Source organism: Pantoea sp. S-LA4, from assembly GCF_054482835.1.
In genome coordinates this window covers 1,936,444-1,960,529 of the sequence record NZ_JBTLRC010000002.1, presented here as the reverse complement: position 1 = coordinate 1,960,529, position 24,086 = coordinate 1,936,444, and the positions used below count along the sequence as shown (strand labels likewise).

The window sequence follows — 24,086 nt, the reverse complement described above, 5'->3', positions numbered from 1 at the left end:
CGACCGGCTGGCATTACAGGCCGAGCAGTCCGATCCAGTAACCGAAGATACCGATGGCGAAGAAGCCGACGATAATCCACAGCGCATTGACCTTACGGCGTAACAGCCACATACAGGCGAAGGTCAGCAGCAGCGGCACCACGCCCGGCATCAACTGATCGAGAATCGACTGCACCGTGGTGACAGTGGTTTTGCCGGTTGAGTCGGTAATGCGCGAGACGACCAGTGGAATGTTGACGTGCGTCCACTTGTTCACCAGCGCGCCCATGACAAACAGGCCCAGTATCGAGGCGCCCTCCGTCAGTTTTTGCAGGAAACCGCCGCCCATATCGCTGACGATATCGATCCCTTTGCGATAACCATAGGCCACGCCGTAATAGCGGGTCAGCAGGCGCGCCAGGTTAAACAGCACAAAGAACAGCAGCGGGCCGAGCAGGCTGCCGCTCATCGCAATGCCTGCGCCCAGCGCTGCAAACACCGGACGTACCGTTCCCCAGAAGATCGGATCGCCGACCCCGGCCAGCGGCCCCATCAGACCCACTTTGATACCGTTAATGGCACCATCATCAATCGCGGCGCCATTGGCACGCTGCTCTTCCATCGCCATGGTCACGCCCAGCACCGGGGCCGCCACGTAAGGGTGCGTGTTAAAAAATTCGAGGTGACGCTTGATCGCCTGTTTGCGTTCGTCATTGTTTTCCGGATAGAGACGGCGGATCACCGGCACCATCGAGAAGCAGAAGCCCAGCGCCTGCATACGTTCAAAATTCCACGATCCCTGAAACAGGTTAGAGCGCATAAAGACAGCACGGACGTCACCCGGCGTGAGTTTCTTTTCGACTTTGGTAATATCAACCATGTTCTCACCTGTTCCTTAATCGAGTTCGTTATCGAGATCGTTAGCACTGGCTGGGCCTGCAGGCGCGCCAGCGACCCGGTTGTATTTCGGGCTGAGCTGGATGTAGAGCACCGCCATCACCACACCGATAACGCCAAGCGCGACCAGGTTAAAGTTGGTGAAGGCCGCGGTCACGAAGCCCAGATAGAAGAACGGCATCAGGTAGCCTGCGCGCATCATATTGATGACCATCGCGTAACCAACCACCACGATCATCCCGCCGGCGATGTTCAGGCCATTGGTGACAACGTCAGGAATCGAACTGAGTAAGGCGTGAACCGCGCTGGTTCCGACAGAAATCGCCACAATCAGTGCCGGAATCGCGATACGCATCGCCTGCAGCAGCAGGGCAGAGACATGGATCCAGGAGATAGCGGTGAGATTCCCTTTCTCGGCCGCCTTATCAGCAGCGTGCTGGAACGCCACGGTAATGGTACGTACGATAATCGTCAGCACCTGTCCGGCCGCCGCCAGCGGGATCGCCAGTGCAATACCGGCACCGACGCTTTGACCGCCAGCGATAACCAGAATGGTCGAGATGATGGAGGCGAGTGCGGCATCCGGCGCAACAGCGGCACCGATGTTCATCCAGCCCAGTGCAATCATCTCCAGCGTACCGCCGATGATAATCCCGGTTTTCATATCTCCTAATACGGCACCAATCAGCGTACAGGCGACCAGTGGGCGGTGAAACTGGAACTCATCCAGAATCGAGCCCATACCGGCAATACAGGCGACAATAAAGATCAAAATGATTTGTAGCGAGGTTATTTCCATCATACTTCTTGTCCTCAGCAGGATAACGAAAATGAGCCTGGCGAAGCAGGCGCAGACGGCACTGCGTTACGAATTAACCTTCGCAATCAGATCCATCATTTTCAGTTTCTGGTCGCTGGAAACTTTACGGACTTCCAGTTCAATATTGCGCTCATTCAGTTTACGAAACGCGGCAATGTCCTTTTCATCAACCGAGACGGCATTGTTCACCTGGGTTTTGCCCTGACGGAATGCCATACCGCCAATATTGACGGTTTTAATATCAACACCCTGTTCCACCACCCGAAGTACATCGGTAGGGTTGGTAAACAGCAGCATTACCCGATCCTGACCATATTTCGGGTTATTCCACACCCGCACCATCTTATCGACATCCACGACGTGTGCGGTGACGCCCGGCGGCGCAACCTGCGTCAGCAGCGTTTTACGCACATGATCGTTAGCCACCTCATCGCTGACCACGATAATGCGCTGCACGTTGGTCTCTTTGGTCCAGCGTGTCGCCACCTGACCATGGATCAGGCGGTCATCAATACGTGCCAGCCCGATTTTCATATGGTCACCCGGTGCCATCGGTTTGGCCGGCTGTGCCGGTGCTGCCGCCGGTTTTGCTGCCGCCGGCGCAGGGGCCGCTTCTTTGGCTTTCAGCGCCTTCACGCCTTCACGGCCGGTTTCAACCGCCACGGCAATCAGTTCGTCGAAAGTGGGGTTGTCATCGCGCGCCATCAGGGTTTCGACCAGCATCGGGATATTAACGCCGGCCACCACATCATAATCGGGCTTATCCACCACAATGCGGCTGGCCGCATTAAAGGGACTGCCTCCCCAGGTATCGACTAAAAACAGCACGCCCTGCGCGGTATCCAGCTCCGCCAGCCGCGCCTGATACTTTTCAATCAGCGTTTCTGCATTTTCGCCCGGCACAAAGTCGATCCATCCGACATTTTCCTGCTCGCCTAACAGCATTTCTGCCGTTTTAAGCAGTTGTTCCGCTGCCCAGCCATGTGTACCAATTACAATCGCAATGGTCACTTGCTACCTCCGTTCGCTTGAGATGCTCATCTGAGTCAATGAACTGTATGAGTTACCGCTTCGGTTATGTGAAAATTCTGATCCCGAGGGTTCCGGATAGTGCCGGAAAATCATCGGGTAACCGCGATAAGGTCGTAAAGTCGCGATTTATTTTAGTGATCGAAAAAATAAATTATGTGATGGCTGTCTGCTATTCGCAGCCTGATTAACCGAACCTGCAATTAAATGCGCTCCGTCATTTGATCTGCAGATTGTAAAAATAAGAAAATTTTTTGACGCCATAGCGCGACCTGATACATTAACGATCTGTTTATTATTCAGGAGTAACGGGCCTCAGCCCACCTTTATGGATCGTCACCGACGTCGCTTAACCTGTTCTTTGCGCCTTCCGGCGCGTCATCTATCGCCTGCGGGCGTTTTCACCGCTTTTCCGATTGTCCCTCTGTCACGCTTTAACGCGCTGATACGCATCGGTTCACACTGTTCCTCGTTCGGGAGTCATTAATGGAATTTCTATTCGACCCCTCAATCTGGGCGGGTTTGCTGACGCTTGTGGTACTGGAAATCGTGCTGGGTATCGATAACCTGGTCTTTATTGCCATCCTTGCGGATAAGCTGCCGCCGAAGCAGCGTGATAAAGCACGGCTGATCGGCCTGTCGCTGGCGCTGGTGATGCGTCTGGGCCTGCTGTCGCTGATCTCCTGGATGGTGACGCTCACCACGCCCCTATTCAGCGTAGGCGATTTCAGCTTTGCCGGACGGGATTTAATCCTGCTGGCGGGTGGTCTGTTCCTGCTGTTTAAGGCGACGATGGAGTTGCATGAAAGGCTGGAGAACCGCCAGCTCGACGGTTCGGGTAATCGGGGTTATGCCAGTTTCTGGGCCGTGGTGACGCAGATTGTGGTGCTGGATGCGGTGTTCTCGCTGGATGCGGTGATAACCGCCGTGGGTATGGTGAACCATCTGCCGGTGATGATGACCGCCGTGGTGATCGCCATGGGTGTGATGCTGCTGGCTTCTAAGCCGTTAACCAACTTTGTGAATGCCCATCCGACCGTGGTGGTGCTCTGCCTGAGCTTCCTGCTGATGATTGGCCTGTCACTGGTGGCAGAAGGCTTTGGTTTCCATATTCCTAAAGGTTACCTCTATGCGGCGATTGGCTTCTCGATCCTGATTGAGCTGTTTAACCAGATTGCCCGCCGGAACTTTATTCGCCATCAGTCGCATCGGCCGATGCGTGAACGAACCGCAGAGGCGATTCTGCGGCTGATGGGCGGTCGCAATCGTGCCCAGACGGCGAGCAGCAGCAGTAACGATGAATCTGCGCTCACCGAAGCGATGCCGCAGGAAGCGTTTAAAGATGAAGAGCGCTATATGATTAACGGTGTGCTGACGCTGGCGTCCCGTTCGATTCGCAGCATCATGACGCCGCGCGGTGAGATCTCCTGGGTGGATGCGAATCGTCCGGTGGATGAGATCCGTATTCAGCTGCTGGATACGCCGCACAGCCTGTTCCCGGTCTGTCGCGGTGAGCTGGATGAAATTGTAGGTGTGGTGCGGGCCAAAGAGCTACTGGTGGCGCTGGAGCACGGCGTCGATGTGGCGACCTTTGCCGCCAATACGCCGACCATTGTGGTGCCGGAAACGCTGGACCCGATCAACCTGCTGGGCGTACTGCGCCGGGCCAAAGGCAGTTTTGTGATTGTGACCAACGAGTTTGGCGTGGTGCAGGGCTTGATTACGCCACTGGACGTGCTGGAAGCGATTGCCGGTGAATTTCCGGATGAGGATGAAACGCCGGATATCATCGCCGATGGCGACGGCTGGTTAGTCAAAGGCGGCACCGATTTGCATTCGCTGCAACAGTTGCTCGACTTCCACGAACTGGTCGATCCGGATGAAGATCACGCCTCGCTGGCGGGCCTGCTGATTGCTCAGAAAGGGCAGTTACCGCAGCCAGGCGACGTCATCGATATCACGCCGCTGCACTTCCGGATTATCGAAGCGACCGACTACCGTATCGATCTGGTGCGGGTCACCAAAGATCAGCCGCTGGATGAAGAGGAAGAGCGTTAAGGCGACAGGCGCTGAGGTATTACCGCAAGCGCCGTTAGGGTAACGTCAGCTCGCTTCAATCTGGTCAGCCGCTGCAGGGATGCAGCGGCTTTTTTATTTTATCTACAGTCTGACTCGGGGCAGGCGGGTTGCGCCGCTGCCGTCAGACGGATAACGGTTCAACGTCTGGCTGGTGCCTGGCCAGCCAGCCGGGAAAATCACCGATCGGCATCGGGCGGGCGTAGTAGTAGCCCTGCAGATGATCGACGCCGCGCGCGCGCAGATAGGCGGCCTGTTCTGCGGTCTCGACCCCTTCCGCGACCAGACTGATATTCAGGCGCTGCGCCAGAGAAATCACCATATCGGTCACGGTGGCGTTAATCGCGTCGGTGCCGATAGCGGCGGTAAAGATTTTGTCGATCTTCAGCACGTCGGGCTTCAGGTCCTTGAGGTAGGAGAGCGAGCTGTGGCCGGTGCCGAAGTCATCAATCGCCAGCCGCACGCCAATCTCATGCAGCTGCGCGATAACCGATTGATCGACCACCGGCAGGGCATCCCGTTCGGTTAATTCAACCACCAGTTTCGGTATCGGATTAGCTGGCCACCACAGGTTTTGCAGATCCTGCAGGATGGCGCGATCGCGAAAATGACTGGCCGCCACGTTAATCGCGATGTGGAAACCCGGGCAGTTGGGCAGATGGGGCAACTGCTTCACCACCTCATTCAGCACAAAACGGGTGAGCGGCTTAATCAGGTTCTGTCGTTCTGCGAGCGGAATAAAGACATCAGGCGCGATCCAGCCCTGACGGGCATTATGCCAGCGCAGCAGTAACTCAATGCCGTCACACTCACCGCTTCTGGCGTTAATCAGCGGCTGGCAATAGACCATGAACTCATTGGCGGTGATGCCATAGCTGATTTGCCAGCTCAGACTCATGCGATTGGCGGTGGCCAGCCAGACGATATACCCCATCAGCAGGCTAAGCAGCAGCGCCAGCGGCAGCTGCGACGGCAGCGTGTGCAGTGCCAGCCGGGTCGGTGAAGGACCATACAGCGTCAGGGAATAAGGGTAGCGTAGCGAGGCCTGGTTATAGGTCACCTCATCTTCGGACGGCTGCGTCGGTTCAATCAGCGGATTGCCATATTCCAGACTCTCTCCGTTAACGTTGAAGACGGCGCGCTCCACCCACGGCAACTGCGGCTCCAGCAGATAATTACTCATCATTTCGATGTTAACCACCTGCAAAATACCCGAGCGATTATCCAGGCTTCTCGGCGTCCACAGCAATAGTATTGGCGAACCCTTTAATAAATAATTATCCGTGGCGAGCGTCATCCGCTGGCCGTTAAAGGCCAGATCCGGATAGGTGTCGCTAAACGGAATGGCTCGCGGGCCAAAGATGCTGGAACAGTAAATCGCGTCATTATCGACCAGCAGCATGGCGCGCACCGTCTGCAACGCCGATATTTTCTCAATCAGCGGGAAGCGCACGTCCCGACAGGGTACACCCACCAGCCCGAGCGTGTTATTGGCAGAGACATCAAGCGGTGAGAACATCCGGTCAAAACGCAGAATGGCTTTATCGGCGAAATCCATCGCCTGCTGCTCAATTCGCGACTTCTCTTCTATATAACGAAATGCCAGCGTCAGAATCAGCACCACGGTGGCGATTGCCAGCGCAATCAGCAAACGCTTGCGTCTGAATTGTCCAACAAATTGCTGGGCCATGAGCATCAGTAACCACCTTCCCAAAAAACCAGAAAAAAGCCAAAAATAACGGGGTTGTTATCGGCACGGCCTAATCAACATTGAGGCCGGAAAGCAGAAAAGCGGGTCTGAAATGTTGCGCGACCAGGACGGTCGCGCGGAAATCACTCTACCGGTTTAGGCTGCGCTGAGATAGCGCAGGATGCGGATTTTATTACAGTTGCGCAATAATTAAACAGTGAAACGTTTCGCTTAATCGCATTGCACTTTAATTGCCAGACCGCCGCGTGACGTTTCACGGTATTTGGCGTTCATGTCTTTGCCGGTTTCATACATGGTTTCGATCACCTTATCCAGCGAGACGCGCGGTTCACTGGTGCGGCGCAGGGCCATGCGTGCGGCGTTAATCGCTTTAACCGAGGCGATCGCGTTACGCTCAATGCACGGGACCTGCACCTGGCCCGCGACCGGATCACAGGTCAGACCCAGATTATGTTCCATGCCGATCTCCGCAGCCACGCAGACCTGCTCCGGGCTGCCGCCCAGCAGTTCCGCCAGACCGGCAGCCGCCATCGAACAGGCGACACCCACTTCGCCCTGGCAACCCACTTCCGCACCGGAGATTGAGGCATTCATTTTATACAGCACGCCAATGGCGCCAGATGCGAGGAAGTAGCGCAGAAAAATATCGGGCGTGACCGGCTCAATAAAGTGATCGTAATAAGCGAGGACCGCCGGCACGATACCGCAGGCGCCGTTGGTCGGCGCGGTGACCACCCGGCCACCGGCCGCATTCTCTTCATTCACCGCCAGCGCGAACATATTGATCCAGTCGATAACGATCATCGGATCGTTAGAGTGCTTAGAGGAGGAGATCAGCAAGCGACGCAAAGAGGCAGCACGACGCGGCACGCGCAGCGGACCAGGCAGCACGCCTTCGGTATTCAGACCGCGATCGATACAGGCCTGCATGGTCTGCCAGATGGTGGCGAAGTAGGCGTGGATCTCGTCGCGGCTGTGCAGCGCCAGTTCATTTTTCATCACCAGCCCGGATAACGACAGCCCGGTTTCGCGGCAGTGCGCCAGCAGATCTTTGGCGGAGTGAAACGGCCAGGGAACCGAGACTTCATCCAGCGCCGACTGCCCGAAATGCTCCTCATCGACGATAAAACCGCCGCCCACCGAGTAGTAGGTTTTCGACAGAATCAGCAGGTCACCGGCGAAGGCCAGCAGGCGCAGACCGTTTTCATGCAGCGAGAGGTTTTCGCTGCGGAACACCATGCCGCCCTCGCGCGGGAAATCAACCTCATGCGCCCCTTTGGCCAGCAGCAGACGTTCGCGCTCTGCGACATCTTTAATAAAAGCGGGGATGGCATCAATATCGACGGTGTCAGGGGATTCACCCGCCAGACCCATAATAATGGCGATATCGGTATGGTGGCCTTTACCGGTCAGCGACAGCGAGCCGTAAACATCCACCGCAATGCGCGTCACCTCCTGCAGCTTTCCCTGTTCGGATAACAAATCCACAAACTGCTTTCCCGCTTTCATCGGGCCGACAGTGTGCGAACTTGATGGGCCAATACCCACTTTGAACATGTCGAAAACACTAATCACAGGTGACACTCCTCACAAATTATTCTCAGTCTGCCGGGGCAGTTTATGGCGCTAATAGTAATAGTCATGCCGGGGAAAAGAGCAGCTTTTCGCATGAAATAAACTTATTAAAAGCGATAGAAAAAATTATAGCGCGGCCAGCGGCTCAGCAGGCCGGAATCGGGCAGGTAAAGGGCGAAAGTGAGCGTCAGAACGCAATTTGCTCGCTCAGCGAACGGATAATGCCGGCGGTCATGCCCCAGACCAGATAATCCTGGTAGCGGGAGAGCCAGACCGGATGACGTACGCCCGCCCGGTGGACCTCCAGCGCGCTGTAGCGGCTGAGCCGTAAGGCTTCGGCCAGCGGCATTTCAAAGGCGCTTCGCACTTCATCCGGATTGATCTGCAGCCGGAGATCGGGCGGGATGATCCCCAGCACCGGCGTGACCTGAAAGCCGGTACTGCTGGTGACGGCAGGCAGCGTACCCAACACTTCGACCTGCTGCGGGTCGATACCCACCTCCTCCTGGGCTTCCCGCAGGGCGGTGGCGATCAGCGAGGCGTCGGACTCATCCTGCATACCACCAGGAAACGCGACCTGGCCAGCATGTTTGCGCAGCGCATGGGAGCGTTGCGTCAATAACAGGCCAGGTTCAGGCCGCGCCACAATCGGTACCAGCACGGCGGCGTGCCGTCCGGCAAGGCGTTGTGTATTGTGTTGCGGCGGCTGCAACAGGAAACGGCTGCGAAACGTGTCAAGCGTCAGCGCCATTCAGACCCCCTGAGCCAGCGCCGGCAGAATGCGGCTCACTTTATCCAGCGTCTCCTGATATTCCGCTTCCGGTTCGCTGTCGGCGACGATGCCACCGCCCGCCGCGCAGTAAAGTTGCTGGCCTTCAGCAATCAGCGTACGGATGGTGATGCTGGTGTCCATGCGGCCGCACAGGCTGAGATAGCCAATACTGCCGCACCAGGCATTCCGACGATGCGGTTCCAGCTCATCGATAATTTCCATCGCCCGGATTTTCGGTGCGCCGGTGATGGAGCCACCGGGGAAACAGGCGCGCAGCAGATCGGTCGCCTGCAATGTGTCCGGCAGTTGCGCCCGCACCGTACTGACCAGATGGTGTACGGCTGGAAAGGGTTCAACTACAAACAGTTCCGGCACGCTGACGGAGCCCGGCACGGCCACACGGCCAATGTCGTTGCGCAGCAGATCGACGATCATCAGATTTTCGGCCCGATCTTTCTCTGCATTTTGCAGCGCGTCGGCCTGTTGCCGATCGGCGACGGGATCGGCACAGCGTGGACGGGTGCCTTTGATCGGTCGGGTTTCGATCTGTTTTTCATTCAGCGACAGAAAGCGCTCCGGCGACAGGCTGAGGATCACGCTTTGCGGCAGACGCAGGAAGGCGCTGAACGGTGCGCGATTGGCGCGGTTCAGCGCACAAAATGCCTGCCATTCATCGCCCTGATAACCGGCCTGAAAACGCTGGGCCAGATTGACCTGATAACAGTCGCCCGCCTGGATATAGGCCTGAACAGCGGAAAAACGCGCGGCGTAGGCGGCGTAATCCAGGTTGGATTGCCAGCGGCTGGTCAGGCTGAACGGGACGGCGTCACGCTCAGGCCACTGCGCCAGCCAGGCGGCACGGGCCTCGATATCCTGCAAGGCCAGCAGCGTCAGCGTCTGGCGATGGTGATCGGCGATTAATGCCCAGTCATAAATGCCCACCGCCATATCCGGGGTAGTGAGATCGGCCTGCGCCTGCTGCGGCAACTGCTCAAACCGGCGGCCCAGATCGTAGCCGAACAGGCCCAGCGCGCCTCCCTGAAACGGCAGGGCCGCATTGGCAAGGGGCGTCACACCCAGCGCATCGCATTGCTGCTGAAGCAGCAACAGCGGATCTTCGCGGGACTCAATTGTGCCGCTGGCATCGGTAATCTGCGTGATGTCACCCCGGGTCACCAGCGTGGCGCGGGGATCGGCGGTAAGAATGTCAAACCGGTTGTCGCTGTGGTCGGCATTGGCAGAAGAGAGCAGCATGGCCCACGGCTGTTCGGCAATCGGGGCAAAACGCTGATTGAGCGCATCCGGGGTATAATCAAGGCTGAGGGTTTTAACAATCATCAGGCAGACAAATCAGCAAGCAAAGAGGTCGCCAGACTGCCATATTTTTTCCCGACTGGCACCTGTTTGTTCCGCGTGTGATAATCGCTGCCCCAAAGCAGGAGTGAAACATGTTTAAAGGATTACCGGCTCTCTCTCATGAGCAACAGCAACAGGCCGTCGAACGCATTCAGGAACTGATGGCGGGAGGCCTGTCGAGCGGCGAAGCGATCGCCCAGGTGGCTCAGGAAATTCGACAAAACCATAAAGGTGAACAGGTCCGGGCGATGTTCGACGACGAAGACGAAGACGAGGAAGAATAACGCCCGGCGAGCTTAGCGTGCGGCGATAATCTTTATTTCGATTTTATATTTCGGGTTCATTAAACCTGCCTGAACCGTGCAGCGTACTGGCGCGTTATCCGGGGAAACCCAGGCGTCCCAGGCGCGGTTCATTGCGGGCAGGTCCGCTTTGTCCACCAGAAACAGGGTGGCGTCCAGTATCTTACTCTTATCGCTGCCCAGTCGCGTCAGCAGGGCATCAATCACCGCCAGCGCATTGGCTGTCTGCGCTTCAGCATCAGCATCCAGATTTTCCGGCACGCTGGTGTAATAGATAGTGTCGTTGTGAATCACAGCTTCGGACATACGATGTTCCGGATCGATGCGGGTAATACTCATCTTTTTCTCCCTGGTTTGATGGGCATTAGCCTGGCACATTCCTTATGCTGCTGTCATCTCTTCGCCTCACAGGCAGCGCCTGACGATAGCCTGCCGGTCAGCCATTACCTGAGGCGCCATATTGAAGGTGGTGAAAAATTTCACCTCCGCACCCTGTGGCTGTGGCGTCACATCGGCAAAGATCGAATCTTCCCAGGTCAGGATGGTGATCTGTTCACCCTGCGGCTGAGTATGGGTGGTGTTATCTCTGGCGATGACCTCGGTGGTGGACCAGCCGCGATAAATACAGTCGCTGAGCAGTGGCACCGTGCGGGCGCTTTGTCCCTGGAATAGCGGTTGATTCAGCCGGGCTTGTTCCGGTGTCGGCGCCTGACAACCACAAATCAGCAGGACGCCGAAAAGAGAACCGATGCGGAAATGAGTCATAACGTTCCTCCCCCTGAGACAGGCAGTGCGGTAGAGGCGGTCTGCAGGAATCTGCCGACGGCGCATCACCTTACCGGCGCGCAGGCGAAAGGTAAGCTGATGTCATGATTATAATCTGTGCGCTTATTTCCTCGCTGCAATCCCTCGCATTTGGTAGCTGCATCACACTGTCTGGCGCAGTGAAGGGCGCAGACCCGTGCCGCGTTCAACAGAAGGGGCGCACCCGGCACGGAAAAATGATATAAATCAGCCGTAAATGGCGCCACAGGATGAGGATCAAAGCATGGCGAATACGCAGTATCTTTTTTGGGTCATGGCAGGCGCGCTGACGCTGCTGTTTATTGTGGTCTCAGCCTTTGTCGGGTTGTCGCGTGGCGCAAAGCAGGGCTTCATTACCTTTGCCGTGCTGTTTGTTCTGATGCTGGCCGGGGCATTGTATATTCATCATTAGCGGTAATGGCCGCCGGTTTATTTCCGCTTAGCTCACAGTTCCAGCCAAAAACGGGCGGGAGAAGGTGCCGGTTAACTATGCTGAGATCAAATAGCAGCACTGCTATTTATCACCGGAGGTAATTATGTCTGAACGTCCTGATTACGATGAACCGCTGCCAGATGACGCTGAAATCTATCCGGAAGATGAAGAAGAGGATGAGGAGCCCGGCCAGGACCCGTTAGAAAAAGATATTTAATCGGCCCTGTTCGCCCGACGTTGCATAACTAGCCTGATCCGCAGGCAGTAGATGTAACAACATCAATGCGTTATCCCGACAAAACCGCCGCCGAGGCGGTTTTGTTGTTTCTGCTGATCCGCCGGTAGCCAACTGGCTCAATGAACCGTAAAGGGCGCGTCACTCTCATCCCGGCAGGGTAGCCAGCCTGTTTATTAGCGCCGACATTGTTAACAAAAATTATCTTTAATGCGCATTCGGGACCGACTATATCGGCTGAAACCGGCTCTGCCTCTGCTATTCGCTTGCCGTCTCAAAGTTAACAGGAATATCATTTTTCGCTCCGGCATTAAGACGATAAAACAGGGATTAAGAAATGAAATTAAAGGGGATGTTCAGTCTGGTTCTGGCGCTGTCCACCTTCAGCGCAGTAAGTGCTGAGGCTCCGCACTGGACGTATGAAGGTCAGGCGGGTCCGGAGCACTGGAGTCAGTTAACCAACGATTTCCACATCTGCCATGAAGGCAAGTCTCAGTCACCCATCAACATTAAAGATCCGATTGAAGGACATTTACAGCCGCTGAATCTGCATTACCTTAGCTCAGCAGAGAAAGTGATCAACAACGGTCATACCATTCAGGTCACTGTCGCTGATGAAGACACCTTTGTGCTGGATAACGAAAAATTTATCCTCAGGCAGTATCACTTCCACACGCCGAGTGAAAACCAGATCAATGGTCACACCTTTCCGCTGGAAGCCCACTTTGTACACAGTAAAGAGGATGGCGATCTGGCTGTTGTCGCGGTGATGTTTGAAGTAGGAAAAGAAAATCCGGCGCTGGTACCGTTAATTGCTGCCATGCCGAAAGAGGAAAATCAGCAGAACAGTATTGATCGTGAAGTCGATTTACGCGCCCTGTTCCCGGAAGATCTGCACTATTATCGTTTCAGTGGTTCACTGACTACGCCACCCTGCAGTGAAGGGATACGCTGGCTGGTGCTGAAACAGCCGGTGACGCTCTCTCAGGCTCAGCTTGACGCCTTTAAACAGGCACTCAAAACCACCAATAATCGTCCATTGCAGCATCTGAATGGTCGTATGATTGTTGAATAATCTCTGATTGTCGATCGCGGGCTGACTGCCTCAATGCCCGATATCCCATCGGGCGTAGCAGACGCGTTCTTCAGGCGGCCACGAGCCGCCTTTTTCATGTCTTCCTGATACCAGCAGCGCTGGCGGAAGCCGCTGCTCAGCGCGCTGCAAAGGATTAACCTGCTGATTACCCTCCATTTTGCTTTGTGAATTTAATACTGACATAATTACAGTGTTTTTGCCGTTCTTTGAGAGGGTATGTGGCAGACGATTTTGCAGTTGATGGCGCGCTGGCGCAGGCGATAGCGGGCTTTAAGCCGCGCGAAGCGCAGCGTGAGATGGCGCAGGCGGTTTCCGACGCCGTAAAAGAGCAGGGCGAACTGGTGGTCGAAGCGGGTACCGGCACCGGTAAAACCTATGCTTATCTGGCACCCGCGCTGCGGGCCGGCAAGAAAGTGATCGTCTCGACCGGATCGAAAGCCCTGCAGGATCAGCTGTATGGACGCGATCTGCCCACCATGATCGATGCACTCAAATTTAAAGGGAAAACCGCCTTGCTGAAAGGGCGCTCCAACTATCTCTGTCTGGAGCGGCTGGAGCAGCAATCGATGGCGGGCGGGGATCTTACTGTCCAGGCGCTGACCGACCTGGTGACGTTACGTAGCTGGTCGTCGCAGACGGTGGATGGCGATATCAGCAGCTGCGCCGGCGTGACGGAAGACAGCCCGGTCTGGCCGCTGGTCACCAGCACCAACGATAACTGTCTGGGCACCGACTGCCCGCGCTATAAAGAGTGCTTTGTCGTGAAGGCACGTAAGCGGGCCATGGATGCGGATGTGGTGGTGGTAAACCATCATCTGTTTCTCGCCGATCTGGTGGTCAAGGAGGGCGGCTTCGGTGAGTTGATCCCGGAAGCGGATGTGATGATCTTTGATGAGGCCCATCAGCTGCCCGATATCGCCAGCCAGTATTTCGGCCAGCAGCTCTCCAGCCGGCAACTGCTCGACCTGGCAAAAGATATTATTACCGCCTACCGCACCGAAGTGCGTGACGTGCAGCAACTGCAGAAGTCCGCCGATCGCCTGGCGCAGTGCGCGCAGGACTTTCGCCTGTCATTAGGCGATCCAGGCTACCGCGGCAATCTGCGCGAACTGCTGAGCGATAACACTATTCTGCGCATGTTCACGCTGCTGGATGATGCGCTTGAGCTCTGTTACGACGTGATCAAACTGTCGCTGGGACGTTCAGCGCTGCTTGATGCGGCGTTTGAACGGGCGGCGCTCTATCGTGGCCGGCTGAAGCGGCTGCGCGCCATCAACGAGCCGGGCTACAGCTACTGGTATGAATGCACTTCGCGTCACTTTATCCTCGCCCTGACGCCGCTGTCAGTGGCTGAACGCTTCCGTGAAGTGATGGATAACCGTAAAGCCGCATGGATCTTCACTTCGGCCACCCTGGCGGTGGATGAGAAGATGGATCACTTCGCCGAGCGGCTGGGCGTCAACGCCGCAAAAAGTTTGATTCTCAACAGCCCGTTCGATTATGCGCAGCAGGCCCTGTTATGCGTGCCGCGCAACCTGCCTGAACCTAACCGGCCCGGCGGCGCTCGCCAACTGGCTGCCATGATGAAACCGCTGATTGATGCCAACAAAGGGCGCTGTTTCTTTCTCTGTACTTCGCATCTGATGATGCGTGAGCTGGCGGCGGAGTTTCGCGCCTCTATGACGCTGCCGGTACTGGTGCAGGGTGAAACCAGCAAAGGTCAGTTGCTGAAGCAGTTTATCGACAAAGGCAATGCCTTACTGGTGGCGACCAGCAGTTTCTGGGAAGGCGTCGACGTACGTGGCGACGCGCTCTCGCTGGTTATCATCGATAAACTGCCGTTTACCTCACCGGAAGATCCGTTGCTGAAGGCGCGGATGGAAGATTGCCGCATCCGCGGCGGCGATCCGTTTAACGACGTGCAGCTGCCGGATGCGGTGATCACGCTGAAGCAGGGCGTCGGGCGACTGATCCGGGATACCGACGATCGTGGCGTTCTGGTGATTTGCGATCAGCGGCTGGTATCGCGTCCTTACGGTGCGCTGTTTCTCAACAGTCTGCCGCCGACGCCGCGCACCCGCGATATAGCACGCGCCATCGCCTTTGTACGTCAGCAACCGGACGCCTGATTTTATGGTAAGATGCGCGCCGTTTTCATTCTCCTGAGGTGGTCATGTCAGCCCGAATTTTAGCGCTGGATACGGCGACAGAAGCCTGTTCAGCGGCCTTGCTGAATCAGCAACAGATTGATGCCCGATTTGAGATCGCCCCGCGCGATCATACGCAGCGCATATTGCCGCTGATTGAAGAGTTACTGCTGGCGCAGCAGCTCGACCTGACGCAACTCGACGCGCTGGCCTTTGGCCGCGGTCCCGGCAGTTTTACCGGCGTACGCATCGGTATTGGTATCGCCCAGGGGCTGGCGCTGGGTGCAGCGCTGTCGATGATCGGCATTTCTACCCTGGCTACGCTGGCTGAAGGTGCCTGGCGTCTGCAGGGCGCGACCCGCGTTTTAGCCGCCATTGATGCGCGAATGGGGGAGGTCTACTGGGCCGAGTATCAGCGTGACGAAAATGGTGTCTGGCAGGGCGAAACCAGCGAAAGCGTATTATCCCCTGAGGCCGCACTGGCCAGGATGCAGGCGCTATCCGGCGAATGGATGACTGCCGGTACCGGCTGGCAAGCCTATCCTGCACTGCAGCAGGGTCATGCGCTGACGCTGCATGCCAGTGAGGTCACGCTACCGGCGGCAGAAGATATGCTGCCGCTGGCCGTCATTGCCTTGCAGCAGGGCAAGACGCTGCAGCCGGAAAATGCCGAGCCAACTTATCTGCGTAATGAGGTGGCATGGAAAAAGTTGCCAGGCCGCTAGATCGCACGCAACTTATTGTTATGCGTCCAGTCTAAGCCATTACGTAACTGGAGAACGCCTATGTCAATGTGCGCTAAAGGGCTAACGGGTCTGCTACTGACCTGTACGCTGGTTTTAACAGGTTGTGTGTCGATTCCTGACACGCTGCAGGGCAGTTCACCACAGCCGCAACAGGATTTGTTGCGGGTAATGAACGATCCGGCCATCTATACCGGCCAGGAATCGCGTTTTGGCGGCAAAGTCGTGAATGTCACCAACCTCAATGGCAAAACCCGGCTGGAGATCGCCACGCAGCCGCTGGATGAGAGTGCCCGGCCCCGGCTGGGTGCCGCTTCGGTAGGGCGTATCTATGCCGACATCCACGGTTTCGTTGATCCCGTGGATGTGAAAGATCAGTTTGTCACGGTGCTGGGAACCATCAAAGGCACCGAGCCGGGTAAAATCGGTGAGGCGAATTACAAATTTGTGGTGATTGACGTGCGGGGTTATCAGCGCTGGCATCTCACCCGACAGGTGACGACACCGCCGCAGCCGATCGATCCGTGGATCTGGTATGGCCCGACGCGTCATCGCCCTGGCTACTGGGGACCGAATCCCTACTGGGGAATGTACAGCAGCGGCCCGGCCCAGGTAGAAACGATTCTGACTGAGTAACCCGTAGTGCCCTTTTTTTAGCCCGGTAGCGCTGCTCGCCGCCGGGCTTTTTATTTGGCTGTTTTAACAGCACGAAATTTAGTGATGGACTTCGCAACCTCAACATGCCGAAGCAGGCAAACTGGTACAATCAGTTAAAATATTGTTAACAAACCAGATTGGCTGAGGCAGCGATGGAAATACAACATGATTATCGGGGTGGATCCTTGAATAAGGTTTGGCTGAAACGCTACCCGGCAGATGTGCCTGCCGAAATAAGTGCAGATCGTTATACTTCGCTGGTGGATCTGTTTGAGCAGGCCGCAAAACGCTACGCCGATCAACCTGCCTTCTGGAACATGGGTCAGAAGATGACCTACCGCCAGCTGGAAGAGAAAAGTCGCGCTTTCGCCGCTTATCTGCAACAGCAACTGGGACTGAAAGCGGGCGACCGGGTCGCCCTGATGATGCCGAACCTGCTGCAGTATCCGGTGGCACTGTTTGGTGTGCTGCGTGCTGGCATGGTGGTGGTCAACGTCAACCCGCTCTATACGCCGCGCGAGCTCAAGCATCAGCTGAATGACAGCGGTGCCAGCGCCATCGTTATTGTGTCGAATTTTGCCCACACGCTGGAAAAAGTGGTGGCAGAAACCGCTGTTCGCCATGTGATCCTGACCCGGATGGGCGATCAGCTGGCGCCGGTAAAAGCTACGCTGGTTAATTTCGTGGTTAAATATGTCAAACGACTGGTGCCCAAATACCATCTGCCAGGCGCGATCTCATTTCGTGAGGTGATGGAGGCCGGCGCCACGTTGACTTATCAGCGGCCGACGGTGACCAATGACGACCTCGCTTTTCTGCAATACACCGGCGGCACCACCGGCATTGCCAAAGGCGCGATGCTGACTCACCGCAATATGCAGGCCAACCTTGAACAGACCAAAGCCACCTACGGTAAAGTGCTGCGTGACGGTAAAGAGTGCGTGGTCACGGCGTTGCCGCTTTATCATATCTTCGCTCTGACGGTAAATGGCCTGCTGTTCCTGGAACTGGGCGGGCAGAATCTGCTGATCACCAATCCACGCGATATTCCCGGCTTTGTGAAAGAGCTGGCGAAATTTCCCTTCACCGCTATCACCGGCGTCAATACCCTGTTTAACGCTCTGCTGAACGATGAGCAGTTCAATAAGCTCGATTTCAGTACGCTGCGGTTGTCAGCCGGTGGCGGGATGGCGGTGCAGAAAGCGGTGGCAGAACGCTGGGAAAAGCTGACCGGCCACTATCTGCTGGAGGGCTACGGCCTGACCGAGTGTTCACCGCTGGTATCGGTGAACCCTTACGACATCAGCTGTCACACCGGCAGTATTGGTTTGCCGGTTCCCTCAACCGACGTGTTGATCGTTGATGATAATGGTAATGAGGTGTCACCGGGTGAACCGGGCGAACTCTGTATCCGCGGTCCTCAGGTGATGCTCGGCTACTGGCAGCGTCCTGATGCCACCGAGGAGGTGCTGAAAAATGGCTGGCTCCACAGCGGCGATATTGTTACCGTTGATCAGGAAGGCTTTATTCGCATCGTCGATCGTAAAAAAGATATGATTCTGGTCTCCGGCTTTAACGTCTATCCGAATGAGATCGAAGATGTGCTGATGCAACATCCCAAAGTGCGTGAAGCGGCCGCTATCGGCGTGCCCAGCGATCTTTCCGGCGAGGCGGTCAAAGTCTGCGTGGTGAAGAAAGATCCCTCACTGACCAAAGAGGAGTTGCTTGATCACTGCCGCCGTCAGCTGACCGGATACAAGGTGCCAAAAATCATCGAGTTTCGTGAGGAGCTGCCAAAAACCAACGTTGGCAAAATTCTGCGCCGCGAATTGCGCGACGAAGTGAAACCCAGTGCAAGCTAAGCGCTGGAAAGATTCAGGTCAGACGCCGGCATGTCCGGCGTTTTTACTTTTTTAACATGGAGCGCCGCACGTTGTTAGCTGCGGTGGAAAAAACCAGACGTGAACTACTCTCTGATCGACCAGGATGAACAGCTGGCTGAAGTCTGCCAGAAAGCGCGCCAGCAATCGGCTGTCGCGCTGGATACTGAATTTGTCCGCACCCGGACCTACTACCCGCAACTCGGTTTGATCCAGCTGTTCGATGACCACCAGCTTGTGCTGATCGATCCCCTCGCGATCCGTGACTGGTCGCCGTTTATTGCCTTACTCACTGATACCGCGGTGACCAAATTCCTGCACGCCGGTGGCGAAGACCTGGAAGTGTTCCTGCACCGTTTTGGTGTGCTGCCACAGCCGATGATCGATACCCAGATTCTGGCAGCGTTCTCCGGCCAGCCGCTTTCCTGGGGCTTTGCCTCAATGGTAGCCCACTTTACCCAGGTCGAGCTGGACAAGAGCGAGTCGCGTACCGACTGGTTAGCGCGCCCGCTCACCGAGCGTCAATGTCAGTATGCGGCGGCCGATGTTCACTATCTGCTGCCCATTGCTCGTCAGCTGATGGTGCAGACTGAGGCGGCCGGCAACATGGCCGCCGCACTCAGTGAGTGTGACAACCTCTGTCAGCGTCGTCTTGATACTCTGGCACCTGAGGAAGCGTGGCGTGAGATCACCAATGCCTGGCAACTGCGTCCGCGTCAGCTGGCGGCGCTGCAGCGGCTGGCCGCGTGGCGTCTGAAGCTGGCGCGTGAAAAAGATATGGCGGTTAACTTTGTGGTGCGTGAAGAGCATCTGTGGAAAGTGGCGCGCTTTATGCCAGGTTCGCTGGGCGAACTGGACCATCTCGGCCTGTCAGGGCACGAGATCCGTTTCCACGGCAAAACCCTGGTGGCGCTGGTGGCAGAAGCCCAGGCGCTGGATGAGAGTGAATTGCCCGCCGCGCTTGGCAATCTGATCGACCATCCGCATTACAAGCAGGTGTTTAAAGCGATGAAAGCGCTGGTACAGCAGGTCAGCGAGCAGAGCGGATTCAGCCAGGAGTTACTGGCGTCACGGCGTCAGATCAATCAGGTGCTGAGCCAGCACTGGGGCCTGAAGCCACAGGGACGTCAGCCGGAGTTACTGACCGGATGGCGCGGGGAACTGCTGAAACCCGGCATTGATGAGATTCTGGCCGGAGTGTGACCGATAAAATTTCCCCTGCTACTGCGCAGGGGAAATTCAGGAAACGGTCAGCGTCATTTAGTCACTTCTTCCGTTTCCGGTAGCGTGACGTTCAGCTCCAGAATAGAGATGTCGTCACCTTTCTGATCGAGCTGAACCGTGACCATTTCCGGATCGATTTTGACATACTTACAAATCACTTCCAGAATGTCGCGCTTGAGCTGCGGAAGATAGTGGGGCTCACTGTCGCCCCTTCTGCGTTCTGCCACAATAATCTGCAGCCTTTCCTTGGCTATATTGGCAGTGTTCTTCTTCCGGGATAAAAAGAAATCGAGTAATGCCATGGTTTATCCCCCGAACAGGCGTTTCAGGAAACCCTTCTTCTCTTCTTCAATAAAGCGGAAGGGGCGTACTTCACCGAGCAACCGTTCAACGGTATCGGCATAGGCTTTGCCAGCATCTGATTCACCATCGAGGATCACCGGCTCGCCCTGGTTAGAGGCACGTAACACCGATTGATCTTCCGGAATCACGCCGACCAGAGGAATGCGTAAGATTTCCAGCACGTCTTCCATGCTCAGCATATCGCCACGGTTCACCCGGCCAGGGTTATAGCGGGTCAGCAGCAGGTGCTCCTTAACCGGCTCCTGGCTGTTTTCTGCGCGACGGGACTTGGAAGAGATAATACCGAGAATACGGTCAGAGTCACGCACCGACGAGACTTCCGGGTTGGTGGTGATAATCGCTTCATCAGCGAAATAGAGCGCCATCAGCGCGCCGGTTTCAATCCCTGCCGGAGAGTCGCAGACGATAAAATCAAACTCCATCGCCGCTAAATCGTTGAGGACTTTTTCGACACCTTCGCGGGTCAGGGCATCTTTATCGCGGGTCTGTGACGCAGGCAGAATGTAGAGTTGCTCGGTGCGCTTATCGCGAATCAACGCCTGATTCAGCGACGCATCGCCCTGAATCACGTTGACGAAATCGTAGACCACGCGTCGTTCACAACCCATGATCAAATCCAGGTTACGCAGACCGATATCGAAATCGATAACGACCGTTTTTTTGCCTTTCTGCGCTAAACCGGTGGCGATGGCCGCGCTTGACGTGGTCTTACCAACGCCCCCTTTACCGGATGTAACTACAATAATGCGTGCCATAAATGTTGATTTCCTTAACAAAAGAAAAGGGGCCTAATTAAGTGTCTGGATGGTGAGCGCGCCATCCTGCAGGCAAAGGCGCGCCGCTTTACCAAAAAAAGCTTCGGGGATCTGATCCATGATCCAGTATTCGCCAGCAATCGAGACCAGCTCTGCCGCCAGATTGGTACAAAAAATCTGGCAATCCCGGTCTCCGCCAGCGCCGGCGAGCGCCCGACCGCGCATCATGCCGTAAATATGAATGTTGCCGTCCGCAACCAGTTCGGCACCGGCACTGACGCTGCTGGTGATGATTAAATCCGCGTCACGAGCATAAATTTGCTGACCAGAACGCACCGGGGTATTCACGATGCGGGTTTTGGCCGCCAGCGGTTCAGCCACCACCGGCTGAGGTTCAGGTGCGGGAGCATCGCTGCGGCTTTTCGCCTCTTTGCCCTCCGCCAGAACCGGCAGGCCTGCGCGTGAAATCATGCGTTTCAACGCATCATCTTTACAGCCGCTCACGCCGACAATGCGCAAACCGGTGGCGATAATCGCCTGCTGTAGCTGCTTCCAGTTAATATCGGCACTTAAAGCCGCAACGTTCAGCACCACCGGGGCGTTTTTCAGGAAATCCGGAGCCTGGTCAATCTTGTCCTGAAGTGCCTTACGAATCACCGCGGGATCGTGGTGATGCAGATGGACGACAGATAGGGTGAAACTGCTACCTTTGAATTCGATTGGCGTTTGCGACATCTGTCCCGACTCAGTCCTGTTTTCACTACCGTTGGCTAAGCGACGATAAAATCATCATTAAAGCGCCAACGGTGAATATTCGAAGTTCTGCAAGCATGTTATAGTTACAGCTATATTCAGACAAGCCTCAACGCTGGTTAATTCGAGTAAAAAATATGTTTTGTGTGATCTACAGAAGCCCACTGCGCGACCAGACTTATCTTTATGTTGAAAAAAAAGACGATTTTTCTCGCGTACCGCCCGAATTGCTGAAAGGCTTTGGCAAGCCTCAGCTGGCAATGGTGCTGAAGCTGGCGGGCCGCGACAGGCTGGCTAATGCGGATATCAATAAAGTTAAGCAGGGATTGAGTGAGCAGGGCTATTATTTACAACTGCCGCCGCCGATAGAAAGTCTGCTTACCCTTCATCTGCAGACCGATAAAAAAGTTTAATTCGGATTCATCTGTAAATATTAATCCTGTCGCGCTGAAGCCGTCAGGTTTAATATTTTTTTGTCCCCGCTAAAATTAAACGTACTGCTTATCTATCCAGTTATTTTTAAATCGCCTGCCTGATATTTAGCGTCATTTGTGCATTTATTCATCACTTCCGCGCTCTGATTCACGCTTTTTGACAAATTCTGCTCACCTGACCGCAAAAAGCGTCTTATTATCAGGCGATGAGGTTGGCATTTCGATCAACTCATCAGCAAACATCAACCCGCCAGCCACGCTGGCATCACACCTAACCTACGCAGGGGATGAGCATGTATCAGCATCGTAACTGGCAAGGTGCTCTGTTGGATTTTCCGGTCAGCAAAGTGGTTTGCGTTGGCAGCAACTATGCGAAACACATCAAGGAAATGGGCAGTGCCACGCCAACTGAGCCGGTGATTTTTATCAAGCCGGAAACCGCTCTGTGTGATTTACGCCAGCCGCTCTCGATTCCGGATGCGTTTGGCGAAGTCCATCATGAAGTTGAACTGGCCGTGCTGATCGGCGCGACCCTGAAGCAGGCATCTGAAGCGCATGTGGCGCAGGCGATTGCGGGTTATGGTGTGGCGCTCGACCTGACGCTGCGTGACCTGCAGGCCGGACTGAAAAAAGCCGGACAGCCGTGGGAAAAATCCAAGGGATTCGATAACTCCTGTCCGATTTCCGGCTTTATCCCGGTGGCCGAATTTAGTGACGATCCGCAAAATACTGAACTGAAACTGCGGGTCAATGGCGAGGTGCGCCAGCACGGTTCTACCGCGGATATGATCCATAAAATCCTGCCGCTGATTGCGCACATGAGTCAGTATTTCACCCTGCGCGCTGGCGACGTGATCCTGACCGGAACGCCGGAAGGGGTCGGTCCGATGCGTTCCGGCGACACGCTGGAAGTGTCACTGGCTGGTCACGGCATCAGCACGCGCGTTCTGTAAAAACTTGCATCGCCGCACCAGAGGCTTTATAAGGTGCGGTTTACGCTAAACCCGGACAATCATCATGACTGACACCCCTTTCTGGCAACACAAACGCCTGGCACAAATGAGCGATGAGGAATGGGAATCCTTGTGTGATGGTTGCGGGCAGTGCTGTCTGAACAAATTGCAGGATGCGGATACCGATGAGATCTACTTCACCAACGTCGCCTGTAACCAGCTCAACATCAAAACCTGCCAGTGCCGCAACTATGAGCGTCGCTTTGAATATGAAGAGGATTGCATCAAGTTGACGCGGGAAAACCTCACCACGTTCAACTGGCTGCCGCGCACCTGCGCCTATCGCCTGTTGGGTGAGGGCAAGCCGTTGCCTGCGTGGCATCCGCTGCGTGCAGGCTCAAAAAATGCGATGCACGCCCAGCGCATTTCGGTGCGATATATTGCGGTGCGGGAGAGTGAAGTACGCGACTGGGAAGATCACATCATTGATCGACCAGATCGCAACGGCTAAGCGCCGGAAAGAATTAAAAAAGGCTGCCAATGGCAGCCTTTTTTATGGCGTCAGCGGCTAAAGAGATCGCGACGTTTGGCTTTAAACGGCTGAGCAATCAGCACCAGCAGCGCCACCAGCAGATAACCGGCGAAAACCACAATCATCCACTGCGGCATACTGAGCGTCAGGAAGCTCCAGCTGCGATCTGCGCAATCACCGCTGGCGAGGAACACGGACGGCAGCCACTTATCCAGCGGTAAGCCGCTCGGGAAGCGGGCAGCAAAATCACAGGTGGTAAAAGGATTAGGATGCAGCTGAATCATGGTGTGTTCATAGGAGAGACGCAGTCCCTGCCAGGCGCTGTAGATCCATAATGCCAGCGCGGCCAGTCTTAATGGCGTTTTTGGCGCAATGGCACCGACCAGACCGGCACCCATCACGCCGAACAGCGCGTTGCGCTCATAGATACACATCACACAGGGTTTGAGCCCCATAACATGCTGGAACCACAACGCAGTGAGTTCCAGCGCCAGCGCCGTCAGGGCCAGTAATAACCAGGCTCCACGACCGCGAGAACATTGATTCAGATATCGTAACAT

25 protein-coding genes are annotated in these 24,086 nt (G+C 55.7%); 12 read left to right on the top strand and 13 right to left on the bottom strand.

Annotation, left to right across the window (positions count from 1 at the left end; translation table 11 throughout):
- Positions 1-13: 13 nt before the first annotated feature.
- The 3 genes from ACX3P5_RS10045 to manX all read right to left on the bottom strand — a co-directional run bounded on the left by ACX3P5_RS10045 (position 14) and on the right by manX (position 2,707).
- Positions 14-859, bottom strand: coding sequence for a PTS mannose transporter subunit IID (locus ACX3P5_RS10045; protein WP_031374635.1), 846 nt, complete (start codon positions 857-859; stop codon positions 14-16).
- Positions 860-874: 15 nt separating this feature from the next.
- Positions 875-1,675 (bottom strand): PTS mannose/fructose/sorbose transporter subunit IIC, encoded by an 801-nt coding sequence (locus ACX3P5_RS10040; protein ID WP_031374634.1) that lies wholly within the window; start codon positions 1,673-1,675, stop codon positions 875-877.
- Between the two features lie 66 nt (positions 1,676-1,741).
- On the bottom strand, positions 1,742-2,707 hold the full coding sequence (gene manX, locus ACX3P5_RS10035; RefSeq protein ID WP_233987976.1) for a PTS mannose transporter subunit IIAB: 966 nt from the start codon (positions 2,705-2,707) through the stop codon (positions 1,742-1,744).
- Between the two features lie 504 nt (positions 2,708-3,211).
- Between manX and ACX3P5_RS10030 the strand changes: the two genes are divergently transcribed.
- Positions 3,212-4,783, top strand: a complete 1,572-nt coding sequence (locus ACX3P5_RS10030; protein ID WP_233987977.1) for a TerC family protein — start codon at positions 3,212-3,214, stop codon at positions 4,781-4,783.
- Between the two features lie 142 nt (positions 4,784-4,925).
- Here the strand turns inward: ACX3P5_RS10030 and ACX3P5_RS10025 are convergent, their stop codons facing one another.
- The 4 genes from ACX3P5_RS10025 to pabB all read right to left on the bottom strand — a co-directional run bounded on the left by ACX3P5_RS10025 (position 4,926) and on the right by pabB (position 10,197).
- Positions 4,926-6,497, bottom strand: coding sequence for an EAL domain-containing protein (locus tag ACX3P5_RS10025; protein ID WP_336755346.1), 1,572 nt, complete (start codon positions 6,495-6,497; stop codon positions 4,926-4,928).
- A 225-nt stretch (positions 6,498-6,722) separates the two neighbouring features.
- On the bottom strand, positions 6,723-8,087 hold the full coding sequence (locus ACX3P5_RS10020; protein ID WP_336755344.1) for an L-serine ammonia-lyase: 1,365 nt from the start codon (positions 8,085-8,087) through the stop codon (positions 6,723-6,725).
- A gap of 187 nt (positions 8,088-8,274) precedes the next feature.
- Positions 8,275-8,838, bottom strand: a complete 564-nt coding sequence (locus ACX3P5_RS10015; protein WP_336755343.1) for a CoA pyrophosphatase — start codon at positions 8,836-8,838, stop codon at positions 8,275-8,277.
- Positions 8,839-10,197, bottom strand: a complete 1,359-nt coding sequence (gene pabB / locus ACX3P5_RS10010; RefSeq protein WP_458968642.1) for an aminodeoxychorismate synthase component 1 — start codon at positions 10,195-10,197, stop codon at positions 8,839-8,841.
- Between the two features lie 110 nt (positions 10,198-10,307).
- Between pabB and ACX3P5_RS10005 the strand changes: the two genes are divergently transcribed.
- Positions 10,308-10,499, top strand: coding sequence for a YoaH family protein (locus tag ACX3P5_RS10005; protein ID WP_458968641.1), 192 nt, complete (start codon positions 10,308-10,310; stop codon positions 10,497-10,499).
- Positions 10,500-10,511: 12 nt separating this feature from the next.
- On the opposite strand, the gene ACX3P5_RS10000 is transcribed toward ACX3P5_RS10005, so the two are convergent.
- Both ACX3P5_RS10000 and ACX3P5_RS09995 read right to left on the bottom strand, forming a co-directional pair.
- On the bottom strand, positions 10,512-10,856 hold the full coding sequence (locus ACX3P5_RS10000) for a RidA family protein (RefSeq protein WP_233987983.1): 345 nt from the start codon (positions 10,854-10,856) through the stop codon (positions 10,512-10,514).
- 66 nt (positions 10,857-10,922) lie between these two features.
- Positions 10,923-11,282 (bottom strand): hypothetical protein, encoded by a 360-nt coding sequence (locus tag ACX3P5_RS09995; protein WP_458968640.1) that lies wholly within the window; start codon positions 11,280-11,282, stop codon positions 10,923-10,925.
- 283 nt (positions 11,283-11,565) lie between these two features.
- Between ACX3P5_RS09995 and ACX3P5_RS09990 the strand changes: the two genes are divergently transcribed.
- The 7 genes from ACX3P5_RS09990 to rnd all read left to right on the top strand — a co-directional run bounded on the left by ACX3P5_RS09990 (position 11,566) and on the right by rnd (position 19,715).
- Complete coding sequence (locus ACX3P5_RS09990; protein ID WP_233987985.1) at positions 11,566-11,733, top strand: hypothetical protein; 168 nt, start codon at positions 11,566-11,568, stop codon at positions 11,731-11,733.
- Positions 11,734-12,326: 593 nt separating this feature from the next.
- Positions 12,327-13,064 (top strand): carbonic anhydrase, encoded by a 738-nt coding sequence (locus ACX3P5_RS09985; protein WP_336755340.1) that lies wholly within the window; start codon positions 12,327-12,329, stop codon positions 13,062-13,064.
- 239 nt (positions 13,065-13,303) lie between these two features.
- Positions 13,304-15,214, top strand: a complete 1,911-nt coding sequence (locus tag ACX3P5_RS09980) for an ATP-dependent DNA helicase (protein ID WP_233987987.1) — start codon at positions 13,304-13,306, stop codon at positions 15,212-15,214.
- A 44-nt stretch (positions 15,215-15,258) separates the two neighbouring features.
- On the top strand, positions 15,259-15,957 hold the full coding sequence (gene tsaB, locus ACX3P5_RS09975; RefSeq protein ID WP_458968639.1) for a tRNA (adenosine(37)-N6)-threonylcarbamoyltransferase complex dimerization subunit type 1 TsaB: 699 nt from the start codon (positions 15,259-15,261) through the stop codon (positions 15,955-15,957).
- A 60-nt stretch (positions 15,958-16,017) separates the two neighbouring features.
- Positions 16,018-16,611, top strand: coding sequence for a Slp/YeaY family lipoprotein (locus ACX3P5_RS09970; protein ID WP_233987989.1), 594 nt, complete (start codon positions 16,018-16,020; stop codon positions 16,609-16,611).
- A gap of 206 nt (positions 16,612-16,817) precedes the next feature.
- Positions 16,818-18,494: a long-chain-fatty-acid--CoA ligase FadD gene (gene fadD, locus ACX3P5_RS09965; RefSeq protein WP_233987990.1), complete on the top strand. Its 1,677-nt coding sequence runs from the start codon at positions 16,818-16,820 to the stop codon at positions 18,492-18,494.
- A gap of 99 nt (positions 18,495-18,593) precedes the next feature.
- Positions 18,594-19,715, top strand: a complete 1,122-nt coding sequence (rnd, locus tag ACX3P5_RS09960) for a ribonuclease D (protein WP_233987991.1) — start codon at positions 18,594-18,596, stop codon at positions 19,713-19,715.
- Positions 19,716-19,768: 53 nt separating this feature from the next.
- Here rnd and minE read toward each other — a convergent pair whose 3' ends face one another.
- The 3 genes from minE to minC are packed head-to-tail and all read right to left on the bottom strand — an operon-like array spanning position 19,769 to position 21,589.
- Positions 19,769-20,038, bottom strand: coding sequence for a cell division topological specificity factor MinE (gene minE / locus ACX3P5_RS09955; RefSeq protein WP_031374622.1), 270 nt, complete (start codon positions 20,036-20,038; stop codon positions 19,769-19,771).
- Between the two features lie 3 nt (positions 20,039-20,041).
- Positions 20,042-20,854, bottom strand: coding sequence for a septum site-determining protein MinD (minD, locus tag ACX3P5_RS09950; RefSeq protein ID WP_031374621.1), 813 nt, complete (start codon positions 20,852-20,854; stop codon positions 20,042-20,044).
- Positions 20,855-20,887: 33 nt separating this feature from the next.
- Positions 20,888-21,589, bottom strand: a complete 702-nt coding sequence (minC, locus tag ACX3P5_RS09945) for a septum site-determining protein MinC (protein ID WP_233987992.1) — start codon at positions 21,587-21,589, stop codon at positions 20,888-20,890.
- Between the two features lie 155 nt (positions 21,590-21,744).
- On the opposite strand from minC, the gene ACX3P5_RS09940 reads away from it, so the two are divergent.
- The 3 genes from ACX3P5_RS09940 (at position 21,745) to ACX3P5_RS09930 (ending at position 23,505) form a co-directional block, all read left to right on the top strand.
- A complete protein-coding gene (locus ACX3P5_RS09940; protein ID WP_233987993.1) occupies positions 21,745-22,020 on the top strand; it encodes a YcgL domain-containing protein in 276 nt (91 codons plus the stop codon).
- A 314-nt stretch (positions 22,021-22,334) separates the two neighbouring features.
- Positions 22,335-22,994: a fumarylacetoacetate hydrolase family protein gene (locus ACX3P5_RS09935; RefSeq protein WP_233987994.1), complete on the top strand. Its 660-nt coding sequence runs from the start codon at positions 22,335-22,337 to the stop codon at positions 22,992-22,994.
- Positions 22,995-23,058: 64 nt separating this feature from the next.
- Entirely contained in the window at positions 23,059-23,505 is a 447-nt protein-coding gene (locus ACX3P5_RS09930) for a YcgN family cysteine cluster protein (protein WP_233987995.1), read from the top strand.
- 50 nt (positions 23,506-23,555) lie between these two features.
- Here the strand turns inward: ACX3P5_RS09930 and dsbB are convergent, their stop codons facing one another.
- The gene (gene dsbB, locus ACX3P5_RS09925; RefSeq protein ID WP_233987996.1) at positions 23,556-24,086 is read right to left on the bottom strand and encodes a disulfide bond formation protein DsbB; all 531 of its coding nucleotides are present in this window, start codon (positions 24,084-24,086) and stop codon (positions 23,556-23,558) included.